This is a genomic window from Peijinzhouia sedimentorum, from assembly GCF_049340005.1.
Classification (GTDB): domain Bacteria; phylum Bacteroidota; class Bacteroidia; order Cytophagales; family Cyclobacteriaceae; genus CAXBDP01.
Window position 1 is genome coordinate 89,584 of the sequence record NZ_JBMPIY010000014.1, and the last position, 11,922, is coordinate 101,505.

The following is an 11,922-nucleotide window of genomic DNA, read 5'->3' on the forward strand; positions in this document are numbered from 1 at the left end:
GATAGATTTTGAAGTAGAATGCTTGGGGTTAGTAATTAAACCTCAAGCATTTTTCATTTTATCAAAAGCTTGTTGCAAATCAGCAATTAATTCGTCCTTATCATCTAACCCTACATAGAAGCGGATCATATTGATTGGCAGATCTTTGGTTTGATAGTTTTCGGAGCTGTATAATGTAATGGCAGGAAAGATAAGCGATTCGAAGCCACCCCAAGAACATGCCATAAGAAATAGCTCTAAGCTATTACAGAAGGTCTCAATTTGTTTCGGATCTTCAGTTTTTAGGGTAATGGAAAATTGTCCTCCCGGATTTTTAATGAGCTTTTTAGCCAATTCGTATTGTGGATGGGAAGGAATGAACGGATAGAATACTTTGTCCACCATAGGGTGATTTTCTAAAAACTCAACTACAGGCATTGTATTTTCTGCCACCTGCTTCAATCGAATGGGTAAGGTTCTCAATCCACGCAAAAGCATGGATGAATTGAATGGAGAAATTACTCCACCCAGCGTCATAAATTCAGTCGCGAAAATCTTCAGATACATCTCCTTGCTACAACATAATATGCCGGCTACTACATCGCTATGTCCACTAATATATTTTGTAGCACTATGGCAAATAATGTCTATTCCATAATCAGCAGGCTTATGATTGATGGGAGTGCAATAGCTATTGTCCATAATGGTAGTGATGCCGTGCTTTTTGGCAATTGCAGCAACGGCAGGTACATCTTGTAATTCGAAAGTCCAGCTATTTGGGCTTTCCAGAATGATCAATTTTGTATTGGGCTGAATGGCAGCTTCAAAGTTCTCAGCTCGGGTACCATCTACCATTGTAGCAGAAACGCCAAAACGCGGGAGGTAAAGGTTTAATAACTTATTGGTCCAGCTATAAGGCTTTTTCACACAAATGATATGATCACCTTGCTGCACATTCGCCATAACTGCCGCGGAAACTGCTGCGCTTCCTGACGCAAAAACAAGACATTCCTCGGTGCCTTCCAATGCAGCCATTTTCTTCTGAAGCACATTGGTTGTAGGGTTATTCCCACGCGTGTAAAAAGGAATTTCGGATTCATGTGCTAAACCCTCCCGCATTTCATCTACTGTATGGAAACAAAAATTAGCCGATGCTACGATGGGAGGCGTGGCTGCCATGTAATATTCTTCTCTATTTTCTCCGAGGTGATTGATAATGCGAGACGTTTCCATAGAATGATTTTTGCGGTAAATGTAATGTTGTTATCTAGCTTTTTCTACTTTTATACATTCAGTATTTACAAAGCAATGAAGAATTTCGAGAATAAGGTAATAATTGTAACAGGAGCTACATCAGGAATTGGGCTTGCGCTTGTAAAAGCATTTGCTAAAGAAGGTGCAATTGTTTGCTATACAGGGCGTAATGAAAAAAAACTTGAGGCTGCAGCAAAGGAAATTGACGCAATCACTGATGAGCATTTTCCCATTTTGGCAGATGTGGCTTCGGAACTAGACAATTATGCAATGGCCAAAGCCGTATTGGCTAAGTTTGGAAGAATAGATGTACTTGTAAACAATGCCGGGATCAGTATGCGTGCTCTTTTTGAGGATTTGAGCTTGGATGTATTTCGCCAAGTGATGGATACCAACTTGTATGGAGCCGTGTATGCCACCAAATTTTGTTTGCCTTCAATTATCGAAAATAAGGGCGCAATTGTGGCCATATCATCAATAAATGGATATAGAGGAACACCGGCTCGTACGGCCTATACTGCATCTAAATTTGCTATGAATGGCTTTATGGAATCACTACGCACAGAGGTTATGAATAGAGGAGTAGAAACTTTGGTAGTTTGCCCGGGCTTTACTGAATCGAACATCAGAAATGCAGCATTGAATGCAAAAGGTAAATCCCAAGGCGAATCGCCGCGGGAGGAAACAAAAATGATGAGTGCTGAGGAAGTTGCTGAATATACACTTAATGCCATGCGTAAGAATAAACGCGAAATCGTGCTGACAACCCAAGGCAAATTGGCGGTATTCCTCAATAAATGGATGCCAGGCCGAATGGATAAAATCGTGTATAATGTGATGAAGAATGAAAAGGATAGCCCTTTGAAATAGCTTGATTGCTTATTGCGTGTTCATTTTTTGGAGCTTTTCTAATTCTCCATTCTGGCTCATGATTATTATATAAACAATGGCGAAAATGATTACCAGGATAATGTAGATCAATAAAGCAACTCCAATAAAAACTAAGGTTTTTATAAAAATTTGCTTGTAGCTGAGATCGAAAACCCTTCTTAAAGCGAATATATGATAGCCAATCATCATTGGATATAGTAAAATACTAACGAGAAAGAAATCCTGTGTGATGAATAAGACCACAATACCTAATAGGGCACCTATTATGGAAGTTTGTGAATAGGTATAAAAGTAAATTACTAAATGCTCTATGTAATTGTATTTCTTAAACTTCCAGAAAACTATTTTGGAAATAAGGGCTACAATTGGAAGCGTTAGAAAAGCTACAAATGAATAATAATCAAAGATTGTATTTAGAGTAGATTCCATAGCGAAGGGATTTCCTTCTTGAGTAAGATTTTCGAATCCGTAGTCAATCTCTCCCAAATAGCCCTGACGCAACAAAAAAATCTGAATACCTGAAATAGAAACTGCAATAAAAAAATAAGTGATCGCATTAATATATTTCACTCTCATACCCTTGATGTAGCCATTGATGACATCTTCGGGTCTGTAGAATAACATTAAGAAAGTCAGAACGAACTTATTGTCCCAGCTAAAATAGCGAATAAAAATCTCATTAAACAAAGCTCGCATAGTGAGCCTTCTTGTAATAACTGGGCCGCCACATGCAGAGCAAAATCTATTATCAATCCCTAAAGCTTTTTCACAGTTAATGCAGTTCATTGAAAACCATTTATTAATACGCCACTATTTGGCATAAATAAAGGAATTTTTTTCTACAATTGGTACGACTTACAATGATAATTGTGGGAGGTAATAAATTTATTTAGGCTCAGCCTTTTCTACCCTTAAGCCAACGCTATAAACATCTTTTAAATTGGGTACTCTCATAAATTGCTCCAATTGAATGGAGAATTTACCAGTATAAGGAAATTGAAAGCCTTCTACAAAAGCCTTTTGATTTGTGCTAATACTTCCAATTCCTTTATTCAATGGCTTGCCTGTTCTGGCATCAAAAAGGTCAATATTTTGCAGACCAGTATCTATTGTATTTCCAAGGCTATCAGCTACTTGCCATTGTAAATAAAGATTCTGATAAGGATAGTCAAGTCCATTTCTAATATTTGCAATCAGATTATAATCCAACGTGCTATCATCAATCATAACCTCAAACTGAACTGGGTTTTGTTCGGACCAGTTCAGCTCAGTCATCTCTTGATTTTCTTCGAAATGTCTGTTGGCATCACAAGAGAAAAAGGTAAATAAGCAAAGGGTTAATATCAGATAAATTCCCTTATTCATTGCTTGAGTTATTGTTTTTTCTTGGACCTCTATACTTGTTTTTCGGTCTTCTCGATTTATTCGAAGGCGTTTTTGTAGAGCCTTCAGCATTGGGTGCTGTATTCTGTGGAGGGTTCGGTTTTGGATTTCCAGTATTTGCAGGAGCTTGCCCACCGATTCCAGCTGGTTTTTTCTTTTTCTTCTTTCTTTTCTTTTTTGCAGGTCCTTGATACTTCTTGTCAAGTTGATCCAAATCGCTGTTAATTTTATTTCCTTCAGGTAAGTTTATGTGAAGTTTATCTTCAAACAAGGTGTCAGGAGTTTTACCAGCTTTATTCAGTTCTATAATTTCTGCCACACGAGAAGTATCTACAGGATACCAATTGTTATCACCAGCAAATCCAAACCACATAATCTTACGGAAAATATCTGTTTTTTGCAGACGAGCTTCACCTTTAGCAGTTCTCAGACTAGCGTCCACATTTGGGATATCCTTAAGAGCATCCATATAAGTGTCCAATTCATAATTAAGGCAACATTTTAACCTCCCGCATTGTCCACTTAGCTTGGAAGGATTGAGGCTTAAATTTTGGTAACGAGCGGCACTTGTTCCCACACTTTTGAAATCGCTCAACCAAGTAGAGCAACAAAGTTCTCTACCGCAAGATCCAATTCCACCTAGTCTTCCTGCCTCTTGTCTTAGGCTTATTTGGCGCATTTCTACGCGTATTTTAAATTCACCTGCCAAGGTTTTTATCAGCTCACGAAAATCAACTCTATCATCCGCAGAATAGTAAAAAGTAGCTTTGCTCAAATCTGACTGATATTCGATATCAGAAAGCTTCATATTCAATTTAAGCTCTTGGATTAGCTCGCGGCTTCTATAAAGCGTATTTGCTTCACGGTTTTTTGCTTCCTGAGCTTTTTCAATATCTTTTTGGTGGGCAATTCTAAGGACTTTTAGAATTTCATCATTATCTCGCAGTTTTTTCTTCTGCATTTGTAATCTTACCAGCTCGCCCATCAGCGAAACGTGACCTAAATGCACGCCAGAGGGCATTTCTACAACTATGGCATCGCCTGTTGTGAGATCAATTCTGTTACTATTGCGAAAATAATCTTTTTTACCACCCTTAAATCGTACTTCCACTATATCGTATCTATCCACCATGGGAATATCCATGCCCGATAGCCAATCAAAAACATTCATTTTGTTGCAACCACTCGTGCCACAGGTTCCATTGCTTTTGCAGCCGGAAACTTCTCCTTCACTTGTATTACTGGTTCCGCAACTATTGCATCCACTCATAATCTTTCCTTTAATCAATCGACCAAATTAGTCAATTTTCTAAACATTCCGTGTTTGAGTGCTCCAGCTTAGAGCAAATCTTTTCCTATGTCTTTACGGAAATTCATTCCTTGGTAACGAATCTTATTTATGCTTGCGTAGGCAATTTCTAAAGCTTCATTTATGTCATTTCCCAATCCTGTGATTCCTAATACTCTGCCACCACTTGTTAGCACATCAGTCTCAGATGCTTTGGTACCTGCATGGAAAATCAAGGCTTTGTGTTCTTCATCAAGTCCTGATATTTTTCGACCTTTGGGATAACTGCCTGGGTAGCCTTCCGAAACTAATACTACAGTAGCGGCAGTTTTCTCAGACACATTCATTTGATAATTTGCCAATCTGTCTTCAGCGCATGCAAGAAGCAAATCCACCAAATCATTATCAATTCGCGCTATAACAGATTGCGTTTCAGGATCGCCCATTCGTACATTATATTCGATTACCCAAGGCTCGCCGTTCATATTCATCAAGCCAATAAAGATGAAGCCTTTGTACGGGATATCATCTTTCTGTAAGCCTGCGATGGTTGGCTTGATTACTTTTTCATCCACTTTACGTATAAATTCTGCATCGGCAAATGGGACAGGTGATATAGAACCCATTCCACCTGTATTTAGTCCAGTATCGCCTTCGCCTATTCTTTTGTAATCTTTTGCTTCCGGCAAGATCACATAATCTTTGCCATCGGTTAGTACAAAAACAGAAAGCTCAATGCCTTTCAAAAACTGCTCTACCACTACTTTTGCACTTGCTTCGCCAAATTGCTTGTCCAGTAACATAGCTTTTATTGTTGCAATGGCATCTTCATGCGTCTCGCTAATTACTACGCCCTTGCCAGCGGCAAGTCCATCAGCTTTAAGCACAATTGGCAACGAGTGATTTTGTAGGTAAGCCAATGCTTCATCTATTTGCGAAGCATCGAATGTCTGTGAAGAAGCAGTTGGGACTCCATGTCTTTGCATGAAGGCTTTCGAGAAATCTTTACTTCCTTCCAGCGTTGCCCCTTCTTTGCCAGGGCCTATTATTTTGAGTGTACTTAGCGATGGAATTGCTTCCAAAAACTCGCGAATTCCATTAACTAGAGGTTCTTCTGGACCTACTACAAGTAAGTCAATTAGATTACTTAAACAGAAATTTGCAATACCATCAAAATCAGTAACCTGCAAATCAATATTCTCACCAACTGCCTTTGTTCCAGCATTTCCTGGCGCTATATATAAATTTTTACAAAGTGGGCTTTGGCATATTTTCCAAGCAAGCGTATGCTCTCTTCCGCCGGAGCCTAATATTAAAATGTTCATGATTGTTAGTTAGCGTATTCAGAAAGGAACTTGATGCGCATTAATCGTAAGTCCTCTTCTGTGTAATCATCGTCTCCCAGTTCTGCTAGTGCATCACTTATTTTGTCTGAAGTAGCACTTAAGAAGTAATCAAAAACTTCTTCTTGTTTTTCTTCATCCAAAACCTCGTTGATATAATAATCCAGATTGAGTTTGGTGCCAGAATAGCAGATGTGCTCGATTTCTTGAATCAACTCATCCATCGACATGCCTTTGGAATCAGCAATTTCATCTAAATCTACTTTTCGGTCAATTTGTTGTATGATGAATATCTTGTTTTTAGATCTGTTAGATGAGCTTTTTACCACCACATCGGAGATGGTGATGATGTCATTTTCATCTACATACTTCTTGATCAAATCGAGAAAAGGAGTGCCAAACTTAGAAACCTTACCCATACCTACTCCATTTACTTGAGCAAGATCATCTTTGGTAGTTGGATAAATAGTTGCCATTTCTTCCAAAGATGGATCTTGGAATAATACGTAAGGCGGGAGGTTTTTCTCTTTGGCTAATCTTTTTCGAAGTGCCTTAAGCATTTCGAAGAGTTTTTCATCATGAGCCTTTGTTTGCATAGGCTCCTTATTAGTGTCCTCTTCTTCTTCGTCAGGTAGGTTCGAAAAATCTTGATCTCTATAGTAAGTGACTGCATGGCTGGACTCCAAAAAATCCCTCCCGCGATCAGTAATCTTCACTATTTCTATATTATCGATGTCTTTTTGTAAATATCCGATAATCATCGATTGACGAATAAATGACTGCCAGAAAATAACATCAAACTCTTTTCCTACTCCGAATATTTTTAATTTATCGTGCCCATAGCTGCTGATATAATCATCCGTTTCGCCAGCGAGAACTTTTGCTAAATGTGGTATAGCAAATCTTTCTTTGGTTTCATCTACTACTTGAATCACTTGCTTCAAGTATTCTTCACCTTCATATTTTTCTCTTGGCTTCAAGCAGTTATCACAAAATCCGCAATCACTTCCTAAATATTCGCCAAAGTAATGGAGTAATTGCCTTCTGCGACAAACAGTAGATGTAGCATAGGATTCCATTTCATTCAATAGAATTCTCGCATTTTCTCTTTCTGTTACAGGCTTGTCCTTATTGAACTTGTCTAGTTTCGAAATATCCTTGTGACTGAAGAACATGATACAGTTTCCTTCCAATCCATCGCGACCTCCTCTACCAGTCTCTTGGTAGTACCCTTCCAGTGACTTTGGTGTATCATAGTGAATCACAAATCGTACATCTGGCTTATCGATTCCCATACCGAAAGCAATTGTCGCAACGATTACGTCCACTTCTTCATTAAGAAAATCATCCTGATTTTTGACTCTTACATCTGGATCCAGACCCGCATGATAAGGTGCTGCTTTCACACCATTTACTTTCAGCAAATGTGCAATTTCTTCGGTCTTTTTCCTACTCAGGCAATAGACAATCCCAGCCTTATTTGGATGGGTTTTTACATATCGAATCAGCTGTTTTTTGGTATTCGTTTTTGGTCTTACTTCATAGTATAGGTTATGCCTATTAAAGGAAGACTTGAAAATATCAGCGTCTTCCATCTGGAGATTTCGCTGTATATCCACCTGAACCTTAGGTGTAGCCGTTGCAGTGAGTGCAATGATCGGCATATCGCCCAATTGCCCAATTATGGTTTTTATTCTTCGGTATTCTGGACGAAAATCATGGCCCCATTCAGAAATACAGTGCGCCTCATCTATCGCTACAAATGATACATTTGCTCTGCGCAGAAACTCTACCGTTTCATCTTTGGTAAGTGATTCAGGAGCTACATATAATAGCTTACATTGCTCAGCCAATACTTCTTTTCGCACCCGATTCATCTCCGCTTTGGTAAGGGTGGAGTTATAAAACTGGGCATTTACTCCTACTGCATTCAGCTGATCCACCTGATTTTTCATCAATGCAATCAAAGGTGAAATTACTACTGCTGTACCCGGTCTTACAATGGCTGGCAATTGGTAGCACATGGATTTTCCCGCACCAGTCGGCATAATTACAAAGGTGTTTTTCCCTGCAAGTATATTTCTGATGATGAGTTCTTGATTCCCACGGAACTTCCCGTAGCCAAATACATCTTTTAATGATTTTTTAATATCCTCCACAAACGTTCTACTTATTTCAATTTAAAACTTCAAATTTCGGTATTGTTGTATCTTTGAGCAAACAAAATTATTGATACCTTGGACTATTTGAAGTTAAGAAAAAATATAATAGAAACCGCCAAAAGTGTTTTACAAAATGAAGCTGAAGCGATAAATGAAGCTTCTTTGAGGATAAACGGTAGCATGGTTTCTATTGTTGAGGAGATTTTGGCTGGTTCTGGCAGGGTTGTAATTACTGGAATTGGCAAAAGCGCCATCATTGCACAGAAAATTGTGGCTACTTTGAACTCCACAGGCACACCATCTTTGTTTATGCATGCTGCCGACGCCATTCATGGCGACCTTGGTATGATACAGGAAAAGGACATTGTGATATGCATTTCCAAAAGTGGAAATACGCCTGAAATTAAAGTTTTGGTGCCATTACTAAAGCAAAGAGGGGCAAAACTAATTGCCTTGGTTAGTAATATTGATTCTTATCTAGCCAAACAAGCTGATTTCATAATGGACGCCACTATTAAAGAGGAGGCATGTCCAAATAATTTGGCTCCTACAACAAGTACTACTTTGCATTTGGCTCTTGGCGATGCATTAGCAGTGTGTTTGCTTGAGTCACGCGGATTTACCTCAGAAGATTTTGCCAAATACCATCCTGGTGGCGCATTGGGTAAACAATTATATATGCGAGTAAATGATATTTACCAAAAGGATCAATTGCCAATAGTTAAAGAAAATGATTCGATACGAGAAGTAATTATTGAAATAAGTACCAAAAGATTAGGGGCGACAGCTGTTTTAGGTGAAAATGGTATCCTTACTGGAATTATTACAGATGGAGATTTAAGAAGAATGTTGCAAAAGCACTTGTCTATTGAGAATTTGATAGCCAAAGATATAATGACTGAAAATCCACAAAGTATAGATGAAGAGGAATATGCGGTAAGAGCATTAAATAGAATGAAGGAAAAGAATATTACCCAATTGGTTGTAAAGAGCGAAGGTAAGATCGCCGGATTTATCCACCTGCATGATCTATTGCGGGAGGGAATTGTATAATTCGATATTAAAAAACCACTAAACATATAGTGCATATTTAACTTATATTTATTTAATTGAGGTCGAATTGTAAATTATAATTTTATCGACCTTAATTATGAGAATTTTAGTCCTTCTATATTTTTTGGCTTTCCTTTTTGCTTGTGATTCTGGTTCTATAGAAATTTCTAATGTTGAAGTAAATGATGGCAATATTGAGCTTCAAGTCGTAGATTCCTTAATTATACAAACACTTCCTAGTGAAACTTACATACAGGATATCCATCCCATAAATGGAAATATCCTGCTAATGCAGCGCAAGGGGAGAGGCCAAATATTAATGGAGGTAGATGCTAAGGGTACTGTCCTCCAAACTTTTGAGCAGCCATCGGAAGGGCCACAAAGAGTCGGTTCTACTCTCTTATCTGCTTGTTATTATGAGCAAGGTTTTGCCCTAATGGGGAGCTTCGGTTATCTGCTAATTACAGACAATCGTTTTGAGCCAATAACTAGGAATAGAATTCCGATGGGCTATAATTTGGTGGCTTATCCGGGTTTCCGCCATCTGCAAGTTCTCAATATTAGAGGCAAGTCATTGCTTGTTATGTTTTATGGCCCACATACAGAAATTAACAATACTGAAGCTGCATATTATCAAGAATATGACCTATTAAGCATTTATGACCCTGAAACCGAAGAGTTTTCACCCTTAGGGAGCTTATCGGAAACAAGCGTATTCCGAAATGGTAAGGCTCATTATTTCTTAGATACCCGATTTCAGGTAGTTGGCGAGCAAGTTAAAGCTGTCATTAGTAGTGAAGATTTACTTTACACCCTTGAGGCCATCAATGGGGAAGTAAGCGTTCATCAAATTCCATTCGATGAATTTGTTCTCAAAGATGGCTATAGTCTAGGCGATCAAGGCTTGGACGAGCAAGAGGAAATTCGAGAAATCAGTGGTGCAATTCGTAGTTTTCTGCAAGTCGATGACAAACAGGTTTTTATTTATTCTTCTGGCCTCCCGCTTAGTACTAGACAAGCGATTGCAGGCAATGGAAAAGATGAAGAAGCATGGGTAAAGCTCCGAAAAACAATGCCCAATAAATATTTGATTACACAAGATGATAAGGCTATTAGTGAGATTATTCCTTTCCCTGAGAGAATTGGATACTTGGCAGCGGTAGATGCGGGAGGTAATATTTGGGCTTCACAGAATGTCGAAGCCTTAGATCAAGAACCTGAAGTGATCACACTATACAAATTAAGGATTATTGAGAATTGATAAACCTATTTATAATGAAAGCTAACTTTTTCTTTCTTGCTGTTACTATAGCGTTTTTATACTCCTGCGACAAGCAAGACCAAACTTTTACTCATTCAGGTAAGTACAGTCTTGAAATTATTGATTCTGTGCAAATTGATAGGATTATTGGTTCTCATTCGATTGTAGCAGCACATCCAGAAAATGGAAACTTGCTATTATTAACTAAAAAAGGCGACTATCAAATGGTCCTTGTAATGTCGCAAGAAGGAGAAATCATTAAGGAGTTTGAACACTTAAGTGAAGGTCCATTAAGTGCAGGCATTATTTTAATATCCGCCACATTTTTTGAAGATGGATATGCATTGATGGGTGTTGGAAATATTGTTACTTACGATGCGAATTTTAATGTGAAGAAGAGAATAAATGTCCCGCTTAGTTTGGGCGGAATACTTGCCTCAAGAAGTAAGTTCCTAAGAGTAATAGAAAAGGATATTAGACCCCATTTTTTAATATTTTATGGTCCGAAGACCGAAAAAAAATCTACTGAAGCAGAGTATTACAATGAGTATAACCTCCTTTCCTTAGTAGATCCGGAAAATGAGACTATTGAACCTTATGGCTATTTCCATGATGGGAGTATGTTCAAGTCAGGTAAAGAGCTTTTCATTTTATCAGAACCTTGTTTGAACCCATTGCGGCGAAACAAAAGCTATAGTAGTAAATGACACTACTCTCTACACTTTTGATGCTTCGGGTAATGAGATAGATAAAGTCACTATCCCTTACGACGATTATGTATTGCTAAAAGGATTTTCCTTGGGTGAATTGGGTTTAGAAGAGCAAATGAAAATGCGAGAAGTGCCTGGGGCGCCATTAGGTTTACTTCATACAAATGGATTGGATATTATCTCTTATAGATCAGGAATCCCTGAGCAAAAAGCAATTGATTTGTTCGGCTCAAACCGTGAAAACTATGACAAGGAAGTGTATGAAAAGGTAAACCCTCGAAAAGTAATCATCCTAAAAGATGGGAGGCTAGTTAGTGATGTATTACCCATTCCACAGAAGCTTACTGATTTGGAAATAGTCGATCCATTTGGGAATATTTGGGCTTCGCAAAATGTGAATATTCTTGATGAAGAACCAGAGGTGGTTACAATCTACAAACTGAGAATAGTAGAGAATTAATTATTGATTTCTCATTCCTTTATTTTATGAAATTCATTTCCTCTCACTATTAAAACTAAGATAGGGTTACTCATTTAGGTCACTAAACATTGTATATCAATATATTAAATAGTATATTAGAGGATAAAATCACGCTTA

11 protein-coding genes are annotated in these 11,922 nt (G+C 38.1%); 5 read left to right on the plus strand and 6 right to left on the minus strand.

The window, feature by feature from the left end:
- Nucleotides 1-42: 42 nt before the first annotated feature.
- The gene (locus tag ACOXY8_RS15700) at nt 43-1,212 is read right to left on the minus strand and encodes a trans-sulfuration enzyme family protein (protein WP_458332559.1); all 1,170 of its coding nucleotides are present in this window, start codon (nt 1,210-1,212) and stop codon (nt 43-45) included.
- Nucleotides 1,213-1,287: 75 nt separating this feature from the next.
- Here ACOXY8_RS15700 and ACOXY8_RS15705 point away from each other — a divergent pair, with 75 nt between their 5' ends.
- A complete protein-coding gene (locus ACOXY8_RS15705; protein WP_458332560.1) occupies nt 1,288-2,103 on the plus strand; it encodes an SDR family oxidoreductase in 816 nt (271 codons plus the stop codon).
- Between the two features lie 9 nt (nt 2,104-2,112).
- On the opposite strand, the gene ACOXY8_RS15710 is transcribed toward ACOXY8_RS15705, so the two are convergent.
- The 5 genes from ACOXY8_RS15710 to recQ all read right to left on the minus strand — a co-directional run bounded on the left by ACOXY8_RS15710 (nt 2,113) and on the right by recQ (nt 8,297).
- Nucleotides 2,113-2,910 carry a DUF3667 domain-containing protein gene (locus tag ACOXY8_RS15710; protein WP_458332561.1) on the minus strand — a complete coding sequence of 266 codons (798 nt, stop codon included), beginning with the start codon at nt 2,908-2,910 and terminating at the stop codon, nt 2,113-2,115.
- A gap of 99 nt (nt 2,911-3,009) precedes the next feature.
- A complete protein-coding gene (locus ACOXY8_RS15715; RefSeq protein WP_458332562.1) occupies nt 3,010-3,489 on the minus strand; it encodes a gliding motility lipoprotein GldH in 480 nt (159 codons plus the stop codon).
- A complete protein-coding gene (locus ACOXY8_RS15720; RefSeq protein WP_458332563.1) occupies nt 3,482-4,777 on the minus strand; it encodes a PSP1 domain-containing protein in 1,296 nt (431 codons plus the stop codon). Before ACOXY8_RS15720 ends, ACOXY8_RS15715 begins: the two co-directional genes overlap by 8 nt.
- A gap of 68 nt (nt 4,778-4,845) precedes the next feature.
- Nucleotides 4,846-6,120 (minus strand): phosphoribosylamine--glycine ligase, encoded by a 1,275-nt coding sequence (gene purD, locus ACOXY8_RS15725; protein WP_458332564.1) that lies wholly within the window; start codon nt 6,118-6,120, stop codon nt 4,846-4,848.
- Between the two features lie 5 nt (nt 6,121-6,125).
- A complete protein-coding gene (recQ, locus tag ACOXY8_RS15730; protein ID WP_458332565.1) occupies nt 6,126-8,297 on the minus strand; it encodes a DNA helicase RecQ in 2,172 nt (723 codons plus the stop codon).
- A gap of 87 nt (nt 8,298-8,384) precedes the next feature.
- Here recQ and ACOXY8_RS15735 point away from each other — a divergent pair, with 87 nt between their 5' ends.
- The 4 genes from ACOXY8_RS15735 to ACOXY8_RS15750 all read left to right on the plus strand — a co-directional run bounded on the left by ACOXY8_RS15735 (nt 8,385) and on the right by ACOXY8_RS15750 (nt 11,784).
- Nucleotides 8,385-9,353, plus strand: coding sequence for a KpsF/GutQ family sugar-phosphate isomerase (locus tag ACOXY8_RS15735; protein ID WP_458332566.1), 969 nt, complete (start codon nt 8,385-8,387; stop codon nt 9,351-9,353).
- 97 nt (nt 9,354-9,450) lie between these two features.
- Nucleotides 9,451-10,614, plus strand: coding sequence for a hypothetical protein (locus tag ACOXY8_RS15740; RefSeq protein WP_458332567.1), 1,164 nt, complete (start codon nt 9,451-9,453; stop codon nt 10,612-10,614).
- Nucleotides 10,615-10,628: 14 nt separating this feature from the next.
- The gene (locus tag ACOXY8_RS15745) at nt 10,629-11,321 is read left to right on the plus strand and encodes a hypothetical protein (protein WP_458332568.1); all 693 of its coding nucleotides are present in this window, start codon (nt 10,629-10,631) and stop codon (nt 11,319-11,321) included.
- A gap of 73 nt (nt 11,322-11,394) precedes the next feature.
- A complete protein-coding gene (locus ACOXY8_RS15750; protein WP_458332569.1) occupies nt 11,395-11,784 on the plus strand; it encodes a hypothetical protein in 390 nt (129 codons plus the stop codon).
- Nucleotides 11,785-11,922 lie beyond the last annotated feature (138 nt).

Excerpts from the sequence above, each read along its gene's own strand:
- ACOXY8_RS15705 (WP_458332560.1), top strand. The coding sequence starts at position 1,288 with ATGAAGAATTTCGAGAATAAGGTAATAATTGTAACAGGAGCTACATCA.
- purD (WP_458332564.1), bottom strand. The coding sequence starts at position 6,120 with ATGAACATTTTAATATTAGGCTCCGGCGGAAGAGAGCATACGCTTGCT.
- ACOXY8_RS15715 (WP_458332562.1), bottom strand. The coding sequence starts at position 3,489 with ATGAATAAGGGAATTTATCTGATATTAACCCTTTGCTTATTTACCTTT.
- ACOXY8_RS15720 (WP_458332563.1), bottom strand. The coding sequence starts at position 4,777 with ATGAGTGGATGCAATAGTTGCGGAACCAGTAATACAAGTGAAGGAGAA.
- ACOXY8_RS15745 (WP_458332568.1), top strand. The coding sequence starts at position 10,629 with ATGAAAGCTAACTTTTTCTTTCTTGCTGTTACTATAGCGTTTTTATAC.
- ACOXY8_RS15740 (WP_458332567.1), top strand. The coding sequence starts at position 9,451 with ATGAGAATTTTAGTCCTTCTATATTTTTTGGCTTTCCTTTTTGCTTGT.
- ACOXY8_RS15710 (WP_458332561.1), bottom strand. The coding sequence starts at position 2,910 with ATGAACTGCATTAACTGTGAAAAAGCTTTAGGGATTGATAATAGATTT.
- ACOXY8_RS15700 (WP_458332559.1), bottom strand. The coding sequence starts at position 1,212 with ATGGAAACGTCTCGCATTATCAATCACCTCGGAGAAAATAGAGAAGAA.